The 21,879-nt window shown below is 43.4% G+C and carries 22 protein-coding genes; 16 read left to right on the top strand and 6 right to left on the bottom strand.

The genetic code is table 11. From position 1 onward, the window contains the following. Positions 1-52 precede the first annotated feature (52 nt). The 6 genes from ribF (at position 53) to ACAX20_RS11610 (ending at position 6,673) form a co-directional block, all read left to right on the top strand. A complete protein-coding gene (ribF, locus tag ACAX20_RS11635) occupies positions 53-982 on the top strand; it encodes a bifunctional riboflavin kinase/FAD synthetase (RefSeq protein WP_371186370.1) in 930 nt (309 codons plus the stop codon). A 21-nt stretch (positions 983-1,003) separates the two neighbouring features. Then, positions 1,004-3,823 (top strand): isoleucine--tRNA ligase, encoded by a 2,820-nt coding sequence (ileS, locus tag ACAX20_RS11630; protein WP_371186368.1) that lies wholly within the window; start codon positions 1,004-1,006, stop codon positions 3,821-3,823. Between the two features lie 21 nt (positions 3,824-3,844). Beyond that, complete coding sequence (gene lspA, locus ACAX20_RS11625; RefSeq protein ID WP_371186366.1) at positions 3,845-4,396, top strand: signal peptidase II; 552 nt, start codon at positions 3,845-3,847, stop codon at positions 4,394-4,396. 6 nt (positions 4,397-4,402) lie between these two features. After that, complete coding sequence (gene fkpB / locus ACAX20_RS11620) at positions 4,403-4,837, top strand: FKBP-type peptidyl-prolyl cis-trans isomerase (RefSeq protein ID WP_371186364.1); 435 nt, start codon at positions 4,403-4,405, stop codon at positions 4,835-4,837. Between the two features lie 18 nt (positions 4,838-4,855). Then, positions 4,856-5,785: a 4-hydroxy-3-methylbut-2-enyl diphosphate reductase gene (gene ispH, locus ACAX20_RS11615; protein ID WP_371186362.1), complete on the top strand. Its 930-nt coding sequence runs from the start codon at positions 4,856-4,858 to the stop codon at positions 5,783-5,785. Positions 5,786-6,037: 252 nt separating this feature from the next. After that, entirely contained in the window at positions 6,038-6,673 is a 636-nt protein-coding gene (locus tag ACAX20_RS11610; RefSeq protein ID WP_371186360.1) for a GspH/FimT family pseudopilin, read from the top strand. A 146-nt stretch (positions 6,674-6,819) separates the two neighbouring features. Here ACAX20_RS11610 and ACAX20_RS11605 read toward each other — a convergent pair whose 3' ends face one another. Genes ACAX20_RS11605 through pilV (ACAX20_RS11590) form a run of 4 tightly spaced genes read right to left on the bottom strand, consistent with a single transcriptional unit; the run spans position 6,820 to position 9,355 of the window. Then, entirely contained in the window at positions 6,820-7,323 is a 504-nt protein-coding gene (locus ACAX20_RS11605) for a type IV pilin protein (protein ID WP_371186358.1), read from the bottom strand. Next, positions 7,316-7,831 (bottom strand): hypothetical protein, encoded by a 516-nt coding sequence (locus ACAX20_RS11600; protein ID WP_371186356.1) that lies wholly within the window; start codon positions 7,829-7,831, stop codon positions 7,316-7,318. Before ACAX20_RS11600 ends, ACAX20_RS11605 begins: the two co-directional genes overlap by 8 nt. Before the next feature lie 56 nt (positions 7,832-7,887). Further along, the gene (locus ACAX20_RS11595; RefSeq protein ID WP_371186355.1) at positions 7,888-8,781 is read right to left on the bottom strand and encodes a PilW family protein; all 894 of its coding nucleotides are present in this window, start codon (positions 8,779-8,781) and stop codon (positions 7,888-7,890) included. Next, complete coding sequence (gene pilV / locus ACAX20_RS11590) at positions 8,774-9,355, bottom strand: type IV pilus modification protein PilV (RefSeq protein ID WP_371186354.1); 582 nt, start codon at positions 9,353-9,355, stop codon at positions 8,774-8,776. Before pilV (ACAX20_RS11590) ends, ACAX20_RS11595 begins: the two co-directional genes overlap by 8 nt. Positions 9,356-10,073: 718 nt before the next feature. Between pilV (ACAX20_RS11590) and pilV (ACAX20_RS11585) the strand changes: the two genes are divergently transcribed. The 6 genes from pilV (ACAX20_RS11585) to ACAX20_RS11560 are packed head-to-tail and all read left to right on the top strand — an operon-like array spanning position 10,074 to position 16,495. Beyond that, positions 10,074-10,625, top strand: coding sequence for a type IV pilus modification protein PilV (pilV, locus tag ACAX20_RS11585; protein WP_371186353.1), 552 nt, complete (start codon positions 10,074-10,076; stop codon positions 10,623-10,625). Positions 10,626-10,632: 7 nt separating this feature from the next. Then, a complete protein-coding gene (locus ACAX20_RS11580) occupies positions 10,633-11,589 on the top strand; it encodes a PilW family protein (RefSeq protein WP_371186352.1) in 957 nt (318 codons plus the stop codon). Next, the gene (locus tag ACAX20_RS11575) at positions 11,583-12,113 is read left to right on the top strand and encodes a hypothetical protein (protein WP_371186351.1); all 531 of its coding nucleotides are present in this window, start codon (positions 11,583-11,585) and stop codon (positions 12,111-12,113) included. The genes ACAX20_RS11580 and ACAX20_RS11575 overlap by 7 nt, the downstream gene beginning before the upstream one ends. A gap of 2 nt (positions 12,114-12,115) precedes the next feature. Continuing rightward, positions 12,116-15,736, top strand: coding sequence for a pilus assembly protein (locus tag ACAX20_RS11570; RefSeq protein WP_371186350.1), 3,621 nt, complete (start codon positions 12,116-12,118; stop codon positions 15,734-15,736). Positions 15,737-15,741: 5 nt separating this feature from the next. After that, positions 15,742-16,152, top strand: a complete 411-nt coding sequence (locus ACAX20_RS11565) for a type IV pilin protein (RefSeq protein ID WP_371186349.1) — start codon at positions 15,742-15,744, stop codon at positions 16,150-16,152. Between the two features lies 1 nt (position 16,153). Continuing rightward, complete coding sequence (locus ACAX20_RS11560; protein WP_371186348.1) at positions 16,154-16,495, top strand: TapY2 family type IVa secretion system protein; 342 nt, start codon at positions 16,154-16,156, stop codon at positions 16,493-16,495. 112 nt (positions 16,496-16,607) lie between these two features. On the opposite strand, the gene ACAX20_RS11555 is transcribed toward ACAX20_RS11560, so the two are convergent. Continuing rightward, the gene (locus ACAX20_RS11555; RefSeq protein WP_371186347.1) at positions 16,608-17,168 is read right to left on the bottom strand and encodes a GspH/FimT family protein; all 561 of its coding nucleotides are present in this window, start codon (positions 17,166-17,168) and stop codon (positions 16,608-16,610) included. Between the two features lie 169 nt (positions 17,169-17,337). Then, on the bottom strand, positions 17,338-18,168 hold the full coding sequence (gene nadE / locus ACAX20_RS11550) for an ammonia-dependent NAD(+) synthetase (RefSeq protein WP_371186346.1): 831 nt from the start codon (positions 18,166-18,168) through the stop codon (positions 17,338-17,340). A 184-nt stretch (positions 18,169-18,352) separates the two neighbouring features. On the opposite strand from nadE, the gene glnB reads away from it, so the two are divergent. The 4 genes from glnB to ACAX20_RS11530 all read left to right on the top strand — a co-directional run bounded on the left by glnB (position 18,353) and on the right by ACAX20_RS11530 (position 21,879). Further along, complete coding sequence (gene glnB / locus ACAX20_RS11545) at positions 18,353-18,691, top strand: nitrogen regulatory protein P-II (protein WP_371186345.1); 339 nt, start codon at positions 18,353-18,355, stop codon at positions 18,689-18,691. Between the two features lie 398 nt (positions 18,692-19,089). After that, positions 19,090-20,001 (top strand): formate dehydrogenase accessory sulfurtransferase FdhD, encoded by a 912-nt coding sequence (gene fdhD / locus ACAX20_RS11540; RefSeq protein WP_371186344.1) that lies wholly within the window; start codon positions 19,090-19,092, stop codon positions 19,999-20,001. 317 nt (positions 20,002-20,318) lie between these two features. Continuing rightward, positions 20,319-21,179, top strand: a complete 861-nt coding sequence (locus ACAX20_RS11535; RefSeq protein WP_371186343.1) for a substrate-binding domain-containing protein — start codon at positions 20,319-20,321, stop codon at positions 21,177-21,179. Beyond that, on the top strand, positions 21,172-21,879 hold the full coding sequence (locus ACAX20_RS11530) for an ABC transporter permease (RefSeq protein ID WP_371186342.1): 708 nt from the start codon (positions 21,172-21,174) through the stop codon (positions 21,877-21,879). The genes ACAX20_RS11535 and ACAX20_RS11530 overlap by 8 nt, the downstream gene beginning before the upstream one ends.

Raw genomic sequence — 21,879 nt, 5'->3', positions numbered from 1 at the left:
TATAATTCGCCGGTTATTGTTGCCGTTAAACGTAAGTTCAGGTTTTTATCTAATGCAATTGATTCGAGGCATTCACAATATTAGAGACGCTCACAATGGTTGTGTATTGACCATTGGTAATTTTGATGGCGTGCATTTAGGCCATCAGCGCGTTATTCGTGCCTTAATAAAAAAGAGTGAAGAGTTAGGTTTAATACCTGCGGTTATGGTATTTGAACCACAGCCACAAGAGTTGTTTAATCCGCAAATGGCACCCGCACGACTCACTCGTCTGCGCGATAAGTACACTTTACTGCGCCAATTGGGCGTTAAGCGACTTATTTGTGTTAACTTCAACCACCAGTTTGCCAGTCAGTCTGCTGAACAGTTTATTGAGCAATTACTCGTGGCTAAGTTGGGTGTTAAGCACCTGATCATTGGTGATGATTTTCGTTTTGGCAAAAATCGTCGCGGTGATTTTGCTATGTTGAAGCAAGCAGGTGAAAAGTTTGATTTTGCTGTTACCGATACCGCCAGTTTTAAACTGGACGATTGCCGAATTTCCAGCACTGAAATTCGCAAAGCATTGCAACAAGACGATTTAATTGAAGCCCAATCTATGTTGGGCCGCCCATACAGCATTATTGGCCGCGTTGTGCATGGTGATAAGCAAGGGCGACAGTTAGGATTTCCAACGGCTAATGTCTTATTAAAACGCTGTGTGTCACCTGTGAGTGGGGTATATGCAGTACAAGTTCAGTTCAACGACAGTCGTTATTATGGTGTCGCCAACATTGGCTCCAGACCAACCGTGCGCGGTATGCGCCAACAACTGGAAGTTCATATTTTTGACTTTAAAGGTAATTTGTATGGCCAGCAAATCGACGTGATTTTGCTGAAAAAGTTGCGAGAAGAGCAACGTTTTGCGTCGCTAGACGCGTTAACAGCACAAATTAGCCAAGATACACAACAAGCCAAACAGCTTGTTGCCGAAAAATTTTAATAGCTACGGATATTAGATTCAATGAGTGACTATAAACATACTTTAAATTTACCAGATACCGAGTTTCCAATGCGCGGTAACTTGCCGCAACGTGAACCGAAAATGTTACAAGAGTGGGCGGACAAAGACTTGTATGGTCAAATCCGAGCTGCCAAAAAAGGTAAAAAATCGTTTATTTTGCACGATGGTCCTCCGTATGCAAACGGTAATATTCATTTAGGTCACGCGGTTAACAAAATTCTCAAAGACGTTATCGTTAAAGCTAAAACCTTATCTGATTTTAACGCGCCTTATGTGCCAGGTTGGGACTGTCATGGCTTACCAATTGAGCTTGTTGTTGAGAAAAAGTGGGGCAAGCCGGGTAAAAAATTAAATTCAGCCGAGTTTCGTCAAAAGTGTCGCGAATATGCGATGACTCAAGTGAATGGCCAGCGTGAAGACTTTAAACGTTTAGGTGTATTCGCGGATTGGGATAAGCCTTATTTAACCATGGATTTTGATACCGAAGCGAATATCATTCGAGCATTGGGCAAAATCACTGAAAATGGCCACTTACATCAAGGCTTTAAACCCGTACATTGGTGTACAGACTGTGGTTCAGCACTTGCTGAAGCTGAAGTTGAATACAAAGATAAAGTATCACCAGCGATTGACGTAAAATTTAACGTAGATGATAGCGTTGCAGACTTATTTGACCACCCTGAAGGTCATGGTGGTGAAGGTCAAATCGGTATTGTTATTTGGACCACCACGCCATGGACACTGCCAGCGAACCGCGCCGTATCGGTGCACCCTGAATTACAATACAGCTTAGTACAAGCCTATACTGAGCAAGGACCTGTACGTTTTATTCTTGCAACCGACCTAGTGAAAGATTGCATGGATCGTTTCGGCGTTGAAAAATACCATGCATTAGGTTTCTGCCAAGGTAATGCATTAGAAAACGTACCTGTTCAGCACCCGTTCTATGACTTTACTGTGCCAATCATTTTAGGTGATCACGTTACCACCGACTCGGGTACCGGTTGTGTTCACACAGCACCTGGTCACGGTGTTGATGACTTTAACGTTGGCCGTCAATATGACTTAGAAGTGGCCAACCCGGTTGGTGCAAATGGTGTGTACTTAGAAGGTACCGAATTGTTTGCTGGTCAGCACGTATTTAAAGCCAATGATAATGTGGTCGAGGTGTTAAAAGAGAAGGGTGCACTTGTTCACCATCATGCCTATGAGCATTCGTACCCACATTGCTGGCGTCATAAAACGCCGATTATTTTCCGTGCGACACCACAATGGTTCATTAGCATGGACAAAAATAATTTGCGTAGCGACTCATTAAAAGAAATTGAAAAAACCAAATGGATCCCGGATTGGGGCCAAAGCCGTATTGAAAAAATGGTCGAAGGGCGTCCTGATTGGTGTATTTCACGTCAGCGTACCTGGGGTGTACCAATTGCACTATTCGTTGATAAAGACACTGGTGCTTTGCACCCAGAATCGGTCGCGTTAATCGAAAAAGTTGCCTTGTTGGTTGAAGAAAAGGGCATCCAAGCTTGGTTTGACCTAGAGCCTGCGGACTTACTTAACGAAAGTGACGCTGAACAATATGTGAAAGTTACCGATACCTTGGATGTTTGGTTTGATTCTGGCGTATCTCACTACTCGGTTGTTAATGCCCGTGATGAGTTTGATAAACGTGCCGACTTATACCTTGAAGGTAGCGATCAACACCGTGGTTGGTTTATGTCGTCGATGATGTCATCGGTAGCGATGACTGGTGAAGCGCCATACAGTGAAGTATTAACACACGGTTTTACGGTTGATGTTAAAGGCCACAAGATGTCTAAGTCATTAGGCAATGTGGTAACACCGGATCAAATCACCAAAAAAATGGGTGGCGATATTTTACGCTTATGGGTCGCGTCGGTGAACTATACCCAAGAGATCACGGTATCGGATGAAATCTTTAAGCGTCAAGCTGATGCGTATCGTCGTATCCGTAATACGTCACGTTTCTTATTAGCCAATATCAACGGTTTTGAGCCGAACCAACACATGGTCGATGTGGCCGATATGGTGGCATTGGACCGCTGGGTTGTTGGCCGTGCAGCGCAGTTGCAGCAAGAAATTATCGACGCGTACGATAACTACGAATTCCATGCGGTTGTGCAAAAAATTATGAATTTCTGTACAACAGAGCTTGGTGGCTTCTATTTAGACATTATTAAAGATAGACAATATACCGCTAAGCAAGATTCCCACGCACGTCGTTCATGTCAATCAGCATTATTCCTAATCGCTGAAGCTATGGTACGCTGGATGGCACCAATTTTGTCGTTTACAGCACAAGAAATTTGGTCAGCGTTACCTGGTGAGCGTGATGAATTTGTTTTCACTGGCGTATGGTTCGACGGCCTTAAACGCGTTGATGACAAGCTAGATGACGATTTTTGGACGCAAATCATCGCGGTGCGTAATGAAGTTAACAAAGCATTAGAGTTGGCTCGTAAAGAAGACGTTGTTGGTGCAACGCTACAAGCAAACGTAACGCTTTATGCATCAGCCGAGTTAGCAGACAAACTTAATGTCTTTGCTGATGAATTGCGCTTTGTGTTTATTACTTCTGGTGCCAAAGTGGTTGTCGGTGATGGTCAATCAGAAGGCGCACAAGCGACTGATATTGCCGGCTTAGCAATTAAGGTCACTGCATCAAACGGTAGTAAGTGTGAGCGTTGTTGGCACTATACCGACGATGTTGGTGCTAATGAGCAACATACCGATTTATGTGGTCGTTGTGTGACCAACATTGATGGCGATGGTGAAACACGCCAATTTGCATAAGCAAGGATAGGGTAATTGTCTATGGGTAACGTCTTCAAGGAAACGGGATTGCGCTGGCTTTGGCTAGCGCTGCTGTTGCTAATTATCGATCAGGTAACAAAGCACTGGGTTGCGGCAACCTTTAATTATCGCGAGGTGATTGAGGTGATGCCATTTTTCAATTTAACCTATGTGCATAACCCCGGTGCCGCTTTTAGTTGGCTTGCCGATCAAAGTGGCTGGCAGCGTTGGTTTTTATCTGCGGTGGCTATTGTTGTTAGCGTGATGCTGATCATTTGGATGCGTAAAACACCAAAACAGCAGGCACTCATCTCAATCGCCTTCGCGCTGATTTTAAGTGGTGCGATTGGCAATGTGATTGACCGTTTAATGTTTGGTTATGTTATCGATTTCCTTGATTTTTACATCGGCAATAAACATTGGCCGGCGTTTAATGTTGCCGATTCAGCCATCTTTGTTGGTGCCGCATTGATGATCTATGATGCGTTTACCAACAATGAGCAAAGCGATAACCGTACTGGCGAGAATAAACAAGTCGCCGACAACGAACACGTAGATAGTAAGCAAGGGTAATACCGAATGACCGATAAAGTAGTACAGTCAGATTCTAACCTGTTAATGCACATCACCATGACGTTAGCAGATGGCTCTGCTGTTGATAGTACTAAGGTGAATAACAAGCCGGCACGCGTTAACTTAGGTGACAGCAGTATATCGCCAGCATTTGAGGCGCAGTTGTTGGGGTTAACCATTGGCGCGAGCAAAGAGTTTACGCTTGTCGCCAAAGATGCCTTTGGTGAACCAAACCCAGAAAATATACATTACGTTGATCGCCAAAAATTTGCCGCTGATGGCGTTCCAGAAGTTGGTACCATCATGACCTTTACCGCCCCCGGTGGTGAAGTGCCTGGTATTATTCGAGAAGTGAATGACTTGGCGATAACGGTTGACTTTAACCACCCGCTAGCAGGTCAAGACGTTACCTTTAACGTTGAGCTTGTTGATATTTTATAGGCGACAACAGGAATTATTATGGACGTTATTTTAGCTAATCCTCGCGGTTTTTGTGCCGGCGTTGATCGAGCGATAAGTATTGTAGATAGAGCGTTAGATATCTTTGGCGCGCCTATTTATGTGCGTCATGAAGTGGTGCACAACAAGTTTGTGGTAAATGGTTTGCGTGATCGTGGTGCCATTTTTGTTGACGAGTTAGATGAAGTGCCAGATGGCAATACGGTGATCTTCTCTGCCCATGGCGTATCAAAAGCGGTACGTAAGCAAGCTAGCGATCGTGGTTTAAAAGTATTTGACGCAACCTGCCCATTAGTCACTAAAGTGCATATGGAAGTGACTCGCGCGTCTCGTAAAAACCACGAGTGTATTTTGATCGGTCACGAAGGACATCCGGAAGTGGAAGGTACTATGGGCCAATACGAATCACAAACGGGTGGTATTTATTTGGTCGAGTCGGTAGCGGACGTTGCAAGCCTGCAGGTGAAAAATCCTGATGTCCTGTTTTATTGTTCGCAAACAACGCTTTCGGTTGATGATACCGCGGAAGTGGTTGATGCCTTGCGTGCTAAGTTCCCGAACATCGAAGGGCCGCGTAAAGACGATATTTGCTATGCGACACAAAATCGCCAAGATGCGGTGCGTTCTATCGCTGAAAAAGTCGAGTTACTGCTGGTTGTTGGTGCTAAGAATAGCTCCAATTCAAATCGTCTGCGCGAGCTGGCCGAAAAAATGGGCACAACCGCTTATTTAATTGATGGTGCTGCTGATATTGAGAAAAACTGGTTAGCTGATATCAATTCTGTTGGTGTAACCGCGGGCGCGTCGGCACCTGAAGTGTTAGTTAAACAAGTTGTTGATACATTAAAGGGGATGGGCGGTAAAGTGGTTATTGAAAACCCTGGCCGTGAAGAAACCACGGTATTTGCCGTACCTGCTGAATTACGTTAGTAAAACATCGCCAACTAACGCGACGTTAGTACATCATCTAGCTTGTAAAAAATGCCGACACTAAGCTTAGTTAGTGTCGGCATTTTTGTCTGTGGACTATACTGAATGACGTATACTAAATTTTTATGCGAGTTGGTATGACAGATTTATTATATCAATAGACGTTTTCATTCACGTTAAATGCGTATTAAGGAATCATATAGCGTTTTGTCAATATGTTTTGATAACGCAGATAAACCAAGGAAGACTAGCATGTCAGCAAATGGATTTTGCCAAGGCCAATCAAGCGCCTTATTTAGATTTTCCTCCCAACCGAGACCATCAATCAATCGTTTGCGTCATCAAGGCGGCGTGACGTTTATTGAATGCTTAGTGACCCTAGCTATCTTGTTGATTGTGATCCGTATTGTTATGCCAAATTTCGCAGATATGCAGCGCCGGCTGACAATCGAACATGAGCAGCTAAAATGGCAACGTCATCTGGCATTGGCCCGACGCCAAGCGATTCGCTATCAAACTGCTGTAGTCATTTGCCCTAAAAAACAGCAACTGATATGCGTTGATGACTGGCAACATGGGGCGATGAGTTTTGTTGATAATAATGGTAATCGACAATTTGATGATGATGACCGTTTATTAGCAATACTGGCGGATGTACCTGAAAATATCGAACTGCGCTGGACGTCATTGCAACGTAACGCATTGATTGTCTTTAATAGCTACGGTTTAGCTCGTGGCTATAACGGTACCATGACGTTATGTCATCGGCAGGTTGCATCGCAAGGGCGAGCTGTCATTGTTAGCAGCAGCGGGCGGTTAAAAGCCTCCCGAGACTACAATGGTGATGGCGTGCACGAAAAGCGCCGTAATGTGCCGGTACGGTGTTAGCCGCGTTAGCTGTGTTAGTTAATAAAGCAGTAACTGATGAGCTGGTAGTTTACTAGTCAGAAATTTTATAACTGCTACATTGTTTAACGCTACCTTAACCATTATTAGCAACAACTCGTGACAAAGAAACATGAGTGAAACCTTTACTACCAGCAATGCTCAGTCGCTACCCCCGATGAATTTAGGCTGGTTTTATTACCTAGGGTATCAATGATTATGGTTGTGCATAGCTGATCTTTGGCTTGACTGCCTTTGGCGGTAGCACGCATTCGCGCCCGGATCGGTAATGCATTGCTCGCGTTGATAATTATCGTGTCAACCTGATAATGTTGGCTGATGTCAGCGTCATCACTAACAAGATCCAAAGCGTTTTCGGTGAATTCACCCGTGAGGCTAAATTGCTTTTGTTGGGCTGTTGCCAGCATAAGTAGATATTGTTGAACTTGCTGACGCCTCGCGTGTTGTATTTGTTGCTCATAACTTGGCAAGGCGATGCTTGCCAAAATGCCGATGATAGCCATGACAATCAGCAACTCAAGTAAGCTAAAGCCTGATGCCACTTGATTGGCATTGTCAGTATCTGCTGAATTTACACCATCAGCTTGAGCAGTAACCAAATCGTGGTGATTATTATGAGCTTGGTTATTCATGGACAGCACCTTTTATGACAAAAAACTCTGTGCTCAGGCGTGCAGAGCCCACATCTCCGCTCGGGTGATAATAAATAAACCCTTTAAATAAGTGTTGCAGCTCGCCGCGATTAGGGGTTGTTGAAGTGGCCTTATCACCGAGGTAGATAATTAAGTAGCGAATTGGATCATGGTTATTTAATGCCACAGCTTGCTCATGCCAGCGCACTTGTTGCGCGGTTAGCGGTTGCCAGCGCCCAATATAGCCCGGCTTATCGAGCGTTAGATTATCGCCATTAGTGACCATCGCTGTTAATGTCTGTGTAATTTGCTGTCGAGCAAGTACGCTAAAGTGCTGAGCTGGTGATAACCCCTGTTGTTCTTGGTGAAAAATAATCTGTTTATCAACGCTCGCGATCAACGATGCATTAAGCGCACTGATCATCAATATCAATATTAAGCATGTGGCTAGCACAAAGCCTTTATTAGTCTGTGTCGAAGTTATTTTAGTAAAGTCTAAATCAGTCACTGTATTATCCTTAAATTTGACTCGAGCATATCTATCCTTGCTCTGTCGTGTGCTCCTTAGAGCAACACGTTGTTCAGCGTATACTTGCGTAAATAGCGATCGTTAATGGTGATCTCTTGCCCTGCAAAGTGAAATTGTTGCTTGGTAGGTTGGCTAAAATAGGGGCATAGTGTGCGCGTTATCATATGCACTTCGACGAGTTTAACTTGGCGCCAATCGATATCATTAAATTGCTGTCTATAGCCGTCAATATTACCGTCATTATTGCTGTCGACAGCAATAATGATTTTGATATCTTCGACCCCTTGAATGAGCTCTTCTTTGCTCGGCAAACCATTAGCAGAACGTTGCCAATACAACGCCGGAATGTCCCGTTGTTGGCATTTGTCGTTACTTTGTGCAATAAAAAAACTATGGGCGACAAGCTGTTCAACTAAGCTATTGTTGAGTTGATTGGTTGCTTGCTGATCACCGTTAAATAGTTTTATTTGTGTCGCTAATATTCTGCTGTAGAGTCGTTTATTAACAAAGCTAGCTTGCCATGGCTGAGTATATCTCACGTGGATAATATCGCCTTGTAGGTAATCATCATTTTTTATGCACTGTAGATTTTCCGCGTTGCTGGAAACTGAAAATGCGCTATTCAGATCTGCCGCCCAATCGATGGTCGATTCATCACATAAACCTGTTGTTAATGCTGCTAAATCGATGCTACCGGTACTTTGATGATATTCACTTGCGGCCAGCCAAAAGCGACTGTTGGCAATGTCATTGATGAGTAATGCCATCGCTAATTGGCTATTTTCATTAAGCTGGCTTTGTTGTTGTATTTGCTTATGAGTTTTGAGGCTATCAATTAAGTAGGCGAGAGCCGAGGACAGTAACATCAAGCCGATGGTAAGGGCTATCATTAACTCGACAATGGAATAGCCCTGTTGTCGATTATTCATTGAACGCCTCAAAATGTATCGAATATGTAAATGTTACACAGACATAATGTCGTAACTGAGGCGGGCAACTGTTGCTGTGCTGGTTACTGGCGTTTGGCCAACCGAGAGTAATATTCGCTTTATTGCCATTGATTTTGATGAGTCCTTTACCACCTTGTAGCCGGCGCTCAACATGTTGTTGCCATACAGCCAGATCATACTTAGCAAGCTGCTTAGGCTGACAAAACTGCTCTAGGCAATTAACCGGAGAAGTCATGGGGATCGTTGTCTGCAATTGGTAATGCGCTTGGGCCTGCGGATTTGCGCTAATTTTATGGCGAATATATTCCGCTAAATTCGCCGCTTGCCCTTGCTGTGTGGCAAAGCGAATACTGTGCAGCGACATCAGTTGCAACTTGGCGTTAGCTAATACACCAAGAGCTAAAATCAGCAGGGCAATTAACACCTCAATAAGACTAAAACCAGACGCTTTTGACTGCAAGCTTGGGGGATGTCGACTCAATTCGTTTATGATATCTTGGCCACAATGGCGTGATTTGTCACCGACGTCGTCTTTTAACGGAAAAGAGCGCATTGAGCTATATGCGTTATAGTGGATACTGCTATGGTGAAATTTCCGCCTATGGCGGTTGCTTGAAAGCATCTTAACATCCTTGTTAATGAGTACTAGTTATAGGTTTAGCAAACAAAGTTCATTAATACCAACCACGAATTCATCCTGAACTAATCCCAAACTAATCAGCCGGCATTTTTGAGCGAACAGTCACTAAAATGAGTAGCGCAGTCATGACCAGGTAACGTTATTTGCGCCCTCAAACTCACTGTGGTGAGAAATTCATAAATTGAGACATTCTATATCTGTCTACTCATAGCAAATCTGTTAGCGTTAGGTCGCAAAGACATCATCCAGTAACCAAAGCCAGACCTCCAACCTACGATGCTAAAGTTATGATTGTTATCAAGCTTTTACACACTCACCTTGTTAATAAAAAGTTACCTTAGTTGTTTGTTTTTTGCCTTTTTGATGCTATTTTAAACTGTGAGATAGTATCATTAATGTGTGAAGACGGTGGCCTGTCGTTAATCCGGTTTTAGGATCTGCAACGATAATAAAGGCAACAACATGCTCTTGATTCTATATTGCCCGTTAGGTGTGAAACCATACTTAACAGCAGTGTTTGGATGCTAAATTTGCGGTATAAGACCGTAACAAAATAACGATAAATTTATCGTGATAGACGATAGCTGATATTTATCGATATATAATAATAAATAATAGAAATATAATAATAATGAGACTTGTCAGTGCACGTAAGCAACTCGGAATGACGCTGATAGAAGCGCTTGTGGCATTTTTTATTCTTGCTGCAGGTATTCTTGGTGCCATATCCATGGAAGCGTCCGTCAAAAAAGGCAGCTTTGACGCGATGCAGCGTTCGCTCGCCTCCTCGTTAGCACAAGATATCATTGAGCGTATGCGCGCCAACGATGGTACCGGCTCATTTCTTACTGCCTATAATGGCACGTTTGGCTCAGGCGCTCTCACCCAACCAGCTAACCTCTGCAATAATGCTGCTTCACTTTGTACTGCAGCGCAAATTGCGACCGCCGATTTATATCAATGGGAACAAGCCCTACTTGGTAAAACCAGTGTCACTTCCGATGGCAGTAACATTGGTGGCTTGGTTAATCCTACCGGTTGCATAAATTACAATGCTGCCCAAGTAACTGTGGTGATCAGTTGGCAAAGTCGTACAGCAACCGTTGACGGTGCCAGTGACGTTACCTGTGGCACAGCGAGCGCTAATCGCCGACAAATTAGCGTAACCATGCATATTTATTAGGTGGTTTATGAATATTAAAGGTTATTCGTTACTGGAATTGATGATTGCGATGGTGGTGAGTTTGTTCTTACTAACTGGATTAATCAGTGTTTTTACAAATGTTCGAGCCACTACCGCAGAAACAACTGCGGCGGGTATGTTACAAGAAAACGGCCGCTTTGCTGTATCGGTACTGAGTAATGAATTATTGCGTGCTGGTTTTTTAGGTGAAAGTACAACGATACAACAAACACAGCAGTTTACCCAAATCCCTGTGGCAATAAATGCCAACAAGGATTGTATCGGTGATGGCGTCAATAATGCCTCGTTTCCTAATACCGATGGCCAATTTCGCATGCTTTGGGGAGCGACAGCAACAACCATCTCGCCAATAAACTGTATCAGCGATGCAAAAATTGGTAGTGATATTTTGCAAATAAAACGGGTGTTAGCTCAGCCCATTGACGAAGCCGATATTCAGGCAACGGAATATTACATTAAGGCCAACTTGGGGACAGGGGCTATGTTTAAAGGCTCGTCCCCGGTGCCAAATCTTGATGATGCCACAATTTGGCAATATCAACATCATGTCTATTACATCAAAGACGAAACACTTTCAGGTCAAGTTATTCCGGTGCTGATGCATGGACGACTGGATAATGATGAAATGGTGTTTGAGCCGATGATCGATGGCATCGAAAATATTCACTTTATGTATGGCGTTGATACCGATGGTGATGATGTGGTGAATGTGTTTTTATCTGCAGCGAACATGCCAATGAACTTTTGGGATCAAGAAAACGGGATACGCATTATTGCTGCGCGAATTTTTGTGTTGGTGCGCGATATACAAGCCGATAACAATTACCGCAACACCAACACCTATGTAATGGGCGATAGCAGCGTCACTGTTGATGATAATTATCGACGGGTTTTATTTAATTCAACCGTAAATTTATTTAATTCGGGGGTACAACGATGGTAACAAGGACTAGAAAACACCAGCAAGGTGTGGCGTTAATTCTTGCCATCATTTTTTTGGTGGCATTAACGTCAGTGATTTCAGTATTACTGCTGAACACGTCAACTGATATAAAAATGGCAAGTGCTAGCCAAGAGAAAGTGATCGCCACACAGCAGGCTATTGGCGCCAATGACGAAGTTATTTATAAACAAACCACCTTTGTCGATGGCGATAATGGCTTTGCCTACGAAATGAACAAATATCCAGCTGATACGGGGATGGCTGTGGTGGTGACTGGGCAATACGCTAAAGCACGTATTTTACGCTCCAAAGAAGATCAAATCGAGAGTGACTGCCCACATAGTCGAGTGGTGTCGTCAATACAGGTATTTCGCTGCAATATGCTTAAGGTTGAGTCAACTCAAGCATATGGTAAAAAAGTCAATGAAGAGCAGCCGACTGCCGATCAAATCGATAATAACAAATATCATAAAGTAACCGCAGTGTCAGGTATTGCTCAACAGCTGCTTGCCATGGGGAATTAATCATGAATATTCTTAAACATTACAGTCTATTATGGTTGTTAATATTGCTTACCATCCCTACGGCCAGTGCTGAAGACATTGAGCTGTATCTTGGTGACCGAGACAATAAAAACAGCAAACGTCCGCAAGTATTAATTATTTTTGATACATCAGGCAGTATGACAACAACCGAGCAAGTGGTACCAGAAGCGTATGACCCAAATGTCGCTTATCAGCCTATCGCCAACGAGCCATTAGATGGACAAGAATACATTTATTATTCTAACCGTGGTGTCCCTAGCATTAATACCTCTCGGCGATTTTTGAAAACAAATAACAGCTGTGAAGTAAGCAAACAAGCGCTTGGTAATGTCGGTTTTTACAATGGTGTTGTTAAATATTATCGAAAGCCGAGGTTTTCATATACATATGGCTTACTACCTGGTGAGTGGCGCGATTTAAGCAACACCAATAATGGTACTAGCCGAGACATTATCGATTGTAAAGACGATCTTGAAAAGGCGATAAATATTAATGCCAGCCATATTGGTAATGGCTTTCCAAGTTCATTGCCATCGTTGCTTAATGATCACCAAAATAAACCGTACCCTTATGAAGACTTAGCTATTGATCAAGTGACGCAAGCCAATTTTAGTCAAGGCAGTGGGGTAACTCTATACTCGCGAAACTATTTGCGTTGGTATTATCAAGTCGGCGCTGTACAAAAAACGCGAATCGCTATTGCCCAAGAAACCGTCAATAACTTAGTGCAAGCGGCACCTGGTATCGATTTTGGTTTAATGGTATTTAGTGGTCAAGAAGGTGGCCGTGTCGTATTTGATATAAGTGACTTGTCTGGCGGTAAAGAAACCGACTATGTCAACATGGTCAATAGCCTTACTGCTAACGGCGTTACGCCCCTTTGCGAAACATTGCATGAAGCGATGCGATACTACGGTGGTATGACACCCATTTACGGGCACAGAAGCGGTACACCGCAAAGTATATTGCGAATAGAGGAGCGAGACGCAAATGGCAACATAATATCAACTGAGCTCGTAGATCGTTACACCACGCCTTATAAAAACTGTTCCAATACCATCTATACCATTATGATCACGGATGGTCGGCCCTATAATGACACGAGCAGTAACGCGGCATTGGCTGCTCTTGACGGACTTGATAGTTCTAAGACGATGTGGATTGACACGGGAAATCAGCATACCAGCTATTTGCCTGCCTTAGCAGATTATATGTATAACAACGACATTAACCCCGACTTACCAGGCAGACAACAATCTATCCTCTATACCATAGGCTTTGGTGATGATGCGGTGAACAATGCAGGTCGATTATTAACCGCTGCAGCGACTAATGGTGGTGGTAAGTACTTCCCCGCACGGGACGCAACCTCGTTATTATCATCCTTACAATCGGCGTTGCTTGAAGTACTAGCGATAGATACCAGCTTTTCATCGCCAGCGGTATCAGCCAACAACTTCGACCGCACCGAAACACTCGACAGCATATATTACGCGATGTTTTTGCCTAATATCACACCGCGTTGGCGTGGTAACTTGAAAAAGTTAAAATTAAATGAGGGCACTATTGTTGACCGCAACGGCATAGATGCCATCGACTCAAATGGCGAAATTAACGCCGGGGCGTATACGTTTTGGGGGACCAGTGATGTTGCTGATGGCGAAAAGGTCGGCGCAGGCGGTGTTGTGGAAATGTTCCAAACCATAACATCGCGTAAAGTATACACCGACACTGCTGAAAACGGCGGATTGGAGTTATTAACTGCTGATAACCTCAATCAAGCTTTAAACGATGGTGGCCTACAAGAAGCTTTAAACGATGCTGGGTTCGAAGTTGCTTTATATGATTCAGGCGGTTATGAGCTAGAAAGTACGTCAAGTGTTGATGATTCAAATTCAGAAAGTGCTCAGCAAGAGGTAACCGCGAATCTTATGCGCTGGGCGATAGGTATCGATATTAGAGATGTTGATGATGATGGCGATACCACTGATATCCGTGAAGATGTTTTTGGTGATCCTCTTCATTCCAAACCGTTAGTGATTAATTATGGTGGAACCGAGGATAATCAAGATATTCGTATTCTATTGGGCACTAATGCCGGCGCGTTTCATATGTTTCAGGATAACGGTGATTCGGTTGCTGAAACTTGGGCGTTTATGCCGAAAGAGTTTTTTCCAAACTATCAAACATTATTGGATAACACCTTAAATGACGATAAAGTTTATGGTGTCGATGGCTCTGCAACGGTGTATCGATATGACGAAAATGGTGATGGTACCATCAGTGGCAACGATAAAGTGTGGGTGTTCTTCGGCTTACGTCGCGGTGGCACAGCGTATTACGCTTTAGATGTATCCAATCCTGATATCCCCCAGTTAATGTGGCGTATTGATGATAATAGTCCTGGAATGGGCGAATTAGCTCAGTCGTGGGCAAAAGCGAAAGTTGCATATAGTCTGCTCAATATTGATGACAATGGTGTTGCAAAGCCGGTGCTATTTATTAGCGGTGGTTATGATACCAATAAAGATCTCAGTGGTGTTGGTAGCGCCGATAGTCGTGGACGTGCTGTGTTTATGCTCGATGCTAAAACAGGCAACTTGTTGTGGTCAGCAAGCCCTGAGTCTAACGACGTTGGAAAATGGACCGAGTTGTGGGGTATTAGCGATTCGATTGCCGCGGATACTGCCATTATGGACAGCGATTCTGATGGCTATGTGGATCGCTTATATGCAGCCGATACTGGCGGTAATATATGGCGGATCGACATGCCAGGTGCTAACCCTAGTGATGACAAAGCGCCATGGACCGCATTTAAATTTGCCAGCTTAGGCGGCACAACCGAAGCAACCGATAGACGTTTTTTTTATGAGCCATCGATAGCGCGAGGCGTATTCACTTACACGAAAACAACCAAGTACAATAATGAGGACATCATAACACGACAAGAGCGCCCCTATGATGTCTTACTTATCGGCAGTGGTGATCGTACCAGACCGCGTACAAGCGTCACTGAAAACCGCCTTTATATGTTAAAAGACGATAATATCCTCACCAAATCGATGCCAAATAACGAGATCCCATTTGCCATTACCGAATCCAATTTAATGGATTATACCGTAAGCCCTTACGACAGTGCGACAACCAGTGATGCGATAGACAGTGTCGATCTTGATGTCAGCAGTAAATCTGGGTGGTATATCGATTTAACTGGCTCCGCTGAGAAAAGTTTATCTATGGCGGTCGCTGTATCCGGAATTGGCTATTTTACCTCATTTACGCCGCCTAGTGTTGATGAAACCGTTGCCAATCAATGTGCTTTGGAAATGGGCGAAGGGAAGTTGTACGCGATTGATTTAAATACCGGCCAAGGAGTTTATGATTGGCGCAGTCTGTCGCTTGGCGAACGTATCCCTGATGCACCAACTGTGGTGATCCCACCGATAGGCTCCGTGACCAATAAAGCCCCTAAAATTCGTTTCGTTGGTGTGGGGAAGGGCGATGGTGAAGGCACTCTGACATTATGTAATGCCGAAGATTGTGATCAAACCGAAGGTGTCTCGCTGAAAACCATGCGCACCTATTTGTATGTTGAGGAGTAGTATTTATGCATGCTAACCGAAGAGCTTCAGGGTTTACCTTGATTGAGGTGCTTATTGTCGTTGCCATTATCGGCATTTTAGCGGCTATTGCGACGCCAAGTTATACCGAGTACGTTACCCGTACTAATCGCTCTGAAGCAATGACTGAGCTCGTGCGCTTGGCCAGTTTACAAGAACAGTATTACAGTGATATGCGCACCTATGCAGCGGATTTAACTAAGCTTGGTGCATCAGCAAATCCAATGATCACGAATTCTGGATTATACAGTATTGCTGCAACGGCCAGCGCTGCAAGCTTTACCTTAAAAGCAACCGCGTTAGGAACTCAGGCAAGCAAAGACAGTGTTTGTAAAGAATTGATGATAAATGATGTTGGCGTAAGAACGGCTACGTCGACTAACTGCTGGGAGAGATAACATGCTTTTACGTAACATGATGCTGTTGGCTTTTATTGTTTGCAGTGGCTCTGCGAATGCCGAAAATCGTTCGTCACAACATGATCCGCAGGCAAAGTTTCGTCAGCCAAAAATAGAAGCGAAATGCTTTGTCGAGGTTGAAGGTGGTGAGCAACAGTTATATTACACAAGACTCCCCGTTTCAGCCTATAAATCGCTAGAAAGAAACTTAGTGGGCATGATGATCCCAACCAACGTTGCCAATAACCAGATTATGGTCACTAAAGTCTTTGAATGTAAAAAGGAAGGTCAACGGTTTAAAAGTGGAGAAGCTCGTCAAATAGAAAGCAGCCTGGCTCGTTAGATTATTAGCTTTTACTTAAACCAAGGCATTTAAGGAAAAGCATGGTCTTCACGAAAGACGCTTGAGGGTAGATAGGTTGCGTTTTTTGTTGGGCTGCTATTTGCTGAATGTTTTAAGAGCAGCTGATCTCATTCCCCAATCTATCTTCATCTTTGCCATCAGCATCAATGTCTTGCGATTGATATACGCGACCTAATTGAGATACGGTAACACCTTTATTAAACTGGCTTTTAATGGCGGAGCAAATGGAGAAGGTGCGCGACTGGCTATCAATACGCTTACCGGTTGCATCAAACATCACTTTGTCGGTGTTAAAGGCGATTTGTTGACGACCTGAGGTTGCTGATTTTACTTTGATCAGCTCATCATTTGCTGCCTGATAGCTGTTATCATTATTATTATCGGTAAATGCGGAGATGGCATTGGTCCAGTTGCTTGTGCAGCTGCCATCATCATCAAGAGGGCAGACAATAACCGTTTGTTCTTTGTTAATTGCGCTATTGCGGGCAGCCAGTAAGATTCGATGAACTTGCGACGCTTCGTTTTCCACCGCCATTTTTTCGATAAAATCATTCATGTTTGGCAGTGCGATACTGGCAAGTATTGAGAGAATTAAAATGGTGATGAGCACTTCTAAGAAGCTAAAACCTAAACCTCGTGTTAACACCTTCATAGCTATCTCATTTTTGTTATTGTTATAATTTAAACTTAGCAGTAAATCCGCAATAACTCAAAAGTTAATGACGAAACTTTGCTAATAAAAACGCGACCTTAAGTCGCGTTTTATAATAGCTATTGGCTATGTGTAATCCGCACCTTTAATAGCCTGGACGATACAATAATTAATCGTAAACCGTTGGAATTGGCTGACGTTTATGCTGCGTTTTAAGGTAAATATCAACTAAGCGTTGTTCTACTTCTAGAGCAACTGCCTTACCTTCTAAGAAGTCATCAATTTGATCATAGGTTAAACCTAAGGCATCTTCGTCTTTTTTGCCTGGCTCTAACTCTTCTAAGTCAGCGGTTGGTGCTTTGTATATTAATTTTTCTGGTGCACCGAGCGCTTGGGCAAGTTGTCTTACTTGGCGTTTGTTTAAACCAAACAGTGGCACCATATCACATGCACCATCGCCCCATTTTGTGTAAAAACCGGTAATATTCTCGGCGCTGTGATCAGTACCAATCACTAAGCCACCTAGAATACCTGCCATGTGGTACTGCATTACCATGCGGGTACGAGCTTTTACATTACCTTTGGAAAAATCTAAGCGATTGTTATCGGCATCAAGAAGGCCGCTTTGCTCAAGTACCGTCACCGCTTCTTGGTGGATACCGTCGGCACCCGCCATAATGTTGGTAGACAGTACAACATCAGGCTGAATAAATTGCAGTGCTAGTTGTGCATCATCTTCGTCTGCTTGAACATTGTATGGTAGACGCATTGCGACGAATTTATAACCACCGCCATGCTCTTCATTTAGCTCATTAATAGCCAGTTGCGCTAACCTTCCACAAGTGGATGAATCGACACCACCGCTGATGCCTAAAAATAGGTGTTTTAACCCTGACTGCAACAGTTGCTCTTTGATAAAATCGACGCGACGGGTAATTTCCTGTTTTACGTCAATTGTGGGCAATACCTTCATTTCATCAATAATTGCCTGGCGATCCATAATTAGCCTCAAGTTATTACTCAAAAACGCCTAGTTTAGCAACCTGATACAAGTGTGACTAGATGAGGTGACAAGATTATGCTTTAAAAAATTTTATTTATGCTTATTTAGATAAAAAAGAGTGGCGTATAGGTGAATGTTAGCGGTAGAATTTTGTTATAAATCTTATTCTCAGGGAAAGCTTATGAAAAAAATAGAAGCAATCATCAAACCGTTTAAAATGGACGATGTCCGTGAAGCGCTGGCTGAGGTAAATATTACTGGTATGACGGTTTCGGAAGTACGAGGTTTTGGTCGCCAAAAAGGCCATACCGAATTATACCGTGGTGCAGAATATATGGTCGACTTTTTGCCTAAGGTGAAGTTAGAGATTGTTGTTGCTGATGAAGACGTTGAACGTTGTATTAACGCGATAGTTGATACTGCACAAACCGGTAAAATTGGCGACGGTAAAATCTTCGTGACCGATGTCAGTCGTGTCATTCGAATTCGCACTGGCGAAGAAGATGAAGCGGCGATTTAGTATGACGTGTGTTGCTTAACGTATTGTTTTATTGAAAAGGAACCATCGGGTTCCTTTTTTGTTTGCATACTTGATGTGTCGCTCTGCTTGCAAGCTAGTATGATTCGGCTAGCTTTAAAGTATTGACTTACATAACAATATATCGGCGATAATAATCTGGTTGTTATGCTAAGTAGTGATGATAAAGCCAATCACCAGAAGAACAGTACAATCAGGTTTAGCGCAAAATGTGTTTGGCTTAGGCTGTTTGGGGTTAGGCAGAGAACACGGTTTAAAAAAACGGGACGTAATGTATCGGCCGACAGCATTACCCCCTTATGTAAAAATCTAATATCCAAATTCTAATACTAAAACCTATATATGGAATTCAATATGACATTAACAGTACGGAGAATAATATGACGGGCAAAACGCCAGCAACTGCTGAACACACGATATCCAGTGATATTGACAGCGGTATTACCCATATTAATAAAATCCGTATCCGCGCCCATGGTAGCGAGGTAGTAAAACGTGCTCATGTCGATTCTGTTGCGGTGGAAGAGCCATTACAAATTATTTTACTGTGGCAAGATGAATCGGCCAATACTCAAGAAAAAGAGTTTACTATAACCATGCGCACCCCAGGGCAAGATGCTCAGTTGGCGATAGGGTTACTAAACAGCGAAGGCATTATTCGAGGTTATCAGGATGTGTTATCGGTAACTCATGTGACAAATGATAAAGGTATCGAAGCCAATAAAGTACAGGTGGTGTTAGCTTATGGAGTGATACCGGATTGGCAACAATATCAGCGACATTTAACGATGCAATCGAGTTGTGGTATTTGCGGCAAAACCTCATTGCAGTCATTAGAGCTAAAGCAAACCCCGACATTAGATAACGACACTCATTGGTTAGCCATCGATACGGTTCTTCAGCTAAGTGATACCATGCGCGATCAACAACACGCCTTTTTACAAACAGGGGGCGTACATGCGGTGGGTTTGTTTGATGCCAAAGGTCAGTTGCAACTGATTAAAGAAGATGTTGGCCGTCACAATGCTATGGACAAATTAATCGGTGCCAATATGGCGTTGCCACAAGCGCAGCAATCGAGTAAACGCGTCGTGGTACTTAGTGGTCGAATAAGTTTTGAGTTGGTACAAAAGGCATTAATGGCCGGTTTTCCTGTGATTGTTGCGGTTGGGGCACCGTCCTCGCTAGCTATTTCTGTCGCCCAACGTTTTGATATCACCTTAATCGGCTTTGTCTCCCAAAAGGGCTTTAATGTGTACCATGGTAGCTGGCGCTTAAAGCATATAGAATAAAGGACAACAACATTACCTTAGCAACGACTCACCAGGATTGCCGTTGATTGAGCTCTCGCACATACTCTCCATCATTATTCGCTCTGGCGATGCGCTAGGTTCAGTAACGCTCTAATAAACGCCCGCTACCATAGCCGAGATAATCTATCGCGGATGTCCAGGTTAATCTATAAGACCGGTTTAGGTGACGACTTTGGCAGTAATTTATAAATAAATTCAATATCTTTATTGTTTTTTGCGATTTTGCATATCGGCAATCATACTTAGTAAACGAATAACGACAGTCAGCTATAAAAACTTCGATTAATTTACTGCCTATGCATTTATTTCGTTTATTTTTATTAACCATATTGCCACCGTATCGATACCTTTCTCTGCTCATCTTGGCAACGTGTTGTTGGCCAATAATTGGCTACGCGGCGGCTACTTACCCTAAGCAAATTATCAAAATGGCCACGACCACCAGTACTGAAAATTCTGGATTATTGGCTAATATTTTGCCGGTATTTGAACAACAAACCGGTTATCAAGTGCATGTGATTGCTACCGGCTCAGGAAACGCGTTACGCCTAGCTAGAGCAGGCGATGTCGATGTGGTGATGACTCATGCGCCAAGTGCCGAAGCTAAGTTTATCGCCCAGGGCTATGGTCGACTCGCCCGGCGTTTTATGGAAAATGATTTTGTTGTTCTTGGACCTGTCTCAGATCCTGCCAATATTGCCAGTAGCGATAGCGTGCGCCAAGCATTTAAGAAAATTGCCAATCATAACGCGTTATTTGTTTCTCGAGGGGATGACTCCGGTACCGAACAAAAAGAGTTGGCGATTTGGCAAAGTAGTGGCGCGCAACATAACTTCACTAATTACAAGTCAGTTGGCCAAGGTATGGGTAAAACGTTATTAATGGCTGACTCATTGCAAGCGTATACACTGTCTGATCGTGGTACGTATATAACCTATCGGCAAAAGCTCGACTTGGGTATTGTTTTTGAAGGCGATAAGGCGCTCACCAACCCATACCAAATTATGTTAATTGATAAGCAAAAATACCCGGAATTAAATCATCAAGGGGCTGAAGCGTTAAGCGATTGGCTAAGCAGTGAACAAGGGCAAGCGCTGATAAATGCCTACCGCGTGCAGGGTGAGCAACTGTTTAAGGCAAATTACCAATATGAATGATGGTTGGTTACCATTATTTACTGACGCATTAACACTGCTGGTATCACTTGATACCGAGTTGTGGTCGATTATAAAAGTCTCGTTTTCGGTGTCGTTATTAGCAATTTTATTGACGATTATTCCCTGTATTTTTATTGGTTTTATCTTAGCCTTTAGTCAATTTCGCGGGCGTTGGTTATTAACTTCATGTATTCAAACTATGCAATCGGTGCCGACGGTTGTGATTGGCTTACTGGTCTATATTCTCCTCACCCGCCATGGTCCACTAGGTAATTTACACTGGTTATTTACGCAAAAAGCCATGGTTTTGGGGCAAGTACTTATTTGTATCCCTATTCTTGTTTCTTTATCGCAAGCGGCTTTTACCAACATAGATAAACGAGTATGGGAAACATCGAGAACGTTAGGTCGAGGGCCTCTTGCCAGTACCTTGCTCTGTTGTCGAGAGTTAAAGGTGCCACTATTATTGACCGTTATTACCGCTTTTAGCCGCATCATTACCGAAGTGGGGTGCTCAATGATGGTTGGCGGCAACATCCTTAACGCCACCCGCAATATCCCCACTGCAATTGCTTTGGAAACCAGTAAGGGACAGTTTGCGCAAGCCGTGGCGCTTGGTTTGGTGTTGTTGCTATTAAGTTTAATACTAAACTTAATACTTTCTTCGATGCGCGGTTCAGCGATGGTAAGGAGTTATTGA

It is taken from the genome of Thalassotalea sp. Sam97 (assembly GCF_041379765.1).
Classification (GTDB): domain Bacteria; phylum Pseudomonadota; class Gammaproteobacteria; order Enterobacterales; family Alteromonadaceae; genus Thalassotalea_A; species Thalassotalea_A maritima.
The sequence above is the reverse complement of the archived record's forward strand: the minus strand, read 5'-3'. Positions and strand labels throughout refer to the sequence as shown.

Excerpts from the sequence above, each read along its gene's own strand:
- ribF (WP_371186370.1), top strand. The coding sequence starts at position 53 with ATGCAATTGATTCGAGGCATTCACAATATTAGAGACGCTCACAATGGT.
- ileS (WP_371186368.1), top strand. The coding sequence starts at position 1,004 with ATGAGTGACTATAAACATACTTTAAATTTACCAGATACCGAGTTTCCA.
- lspA (WP_371186366.1), top strand. The coding sequence starts at position 3,845 with ATGGGTAACGTCTTCAAGGAAACGGGATTGCGCTGGCTTTGGCTAGCG.
- fkpB (WP_371186364.1), top strand. The coding sequence starts at position 4,403 with ATGACCGATAAAGTAGTACAGTCAGATTCTAACCTGTTAATGCACATC.
- ispH (WP_371186362.1), top strand. The coding sequence starts at position 4,856 with ATGGACGTTATTTTAGCTAATCCTCGCGGTTTTTGTGCCGGCGTTGAT.
- ACAX20_RS11610 (WP_371186360.1), top strand. The coding sequence starts at position 6,038 with ATGTCAGCAAATGGATTTTGCCAAGGCCAATCAAGCGCCTTATTTAGA.
- ACAX20_RS11605 (WP_371186358.1), bottom strand. The coding sequence starts at position 7,323 with ATGAATAACCAAGCTCATAATAATCACCACGATTTGGTTACTGCTCAA.
- ACAX20_RS11595 (WP_371186355.1), bottom strand. The coding sequence starts at position 8,781 with ATGAATAATCGACAACAGGGCTATTCCATTGTCGAGTTAATGATAGCC.
- pilV (WP_371186354.1), bottom strand. The coding sequence starts at position 9,355 with ATGCGCTCTTTTCCGTTAAAAGACGACGTCGGTGACAAATCACGCCAT.
- pilV (WP_371186353.1), top strand. The coding sequence starts at position 10,074 with ATGAGACTTGTCAGTGCACGTAAGCAACTCGGAATGACGCTGATAGAA.
- ACAX20_RS11580 (WP_371186352.1), top strand. The coding sequence starts at position 10,633 with ATGAATATTAAAGGTTATTCGTTACTGGAATTGATGATTGCGATGGTG.
- ACAX20_RS11575 (WP_371186351.1), top strand. The coding sequence starts at position 11,583 with ATGGTAACAAGGACTAGAAAACACCAGCAAGGTGTGGCGTTAATTCTT.
- ACAX20_RS11570 (WP_371186350.1), top strand. The coding sequence starts at position 12,116 with ATGAATATTCTTAAACATTACAGTCTATTATGGTTGTTAATATTGCTT.
- ACAX20_RS11565 (WP_371186349.1), top strand. The coding sequence starts at position 15,742 with ATGCATGCTAACCGAAGAGCTTCAGGGTTTACCTTGATTGAGGTGCTT.
- ACAX20_RS11560 (WP_371186348.1), top strand. The coding sequence starts at position 16,154 with ATGCTTTTACGTAACATGATGCTGTTGGCTTTTATTGTTTGCAGTGGC.
- ACAX20_RS11555 (WP_371186347.1), bottom strand. The coding sequence starts at position 17,168 with ATGAAGGTGTTAACACGAGGTTTAGGTTTTAGCTTCTTAGAAGTGCTC.
- nadE (WP_371186346.1), bottom strand. The coding sequence starts at position 18,168 with ATGGATCGCCAGGCAATTATTGATGAAATGAAGGTATTGCCCACAATT.
- glnB (WP_371186345.1), top strand. The coding sequence starts at position 18,353 with ATGAAAAAAATAGAAGCAATCATCAAACCGTTTAAAATGGACGATGTC.
- fdhD (WP_371186344.1), top strand. The coding sequence starts at position 19,090 with ATGACGGGCAAAACGCCAGCAACTGCTGAACACACGATATCCAGTGAT.
- ACAX20_RS11535 (WP_371186343.1), top strand. The coding sequence starts at position 20,319 with ATGCATTTATTTCGTTTATTTTTATTAACCATATTGCCACCGTATCGA.
- ACAX20_RS11530 (WP_371186342.1), top strand. The coding sequence starts at position 21,172 with ATGAATGATGGTTGGTTACCATTATTTACTGACGCATTAACACTGCTG.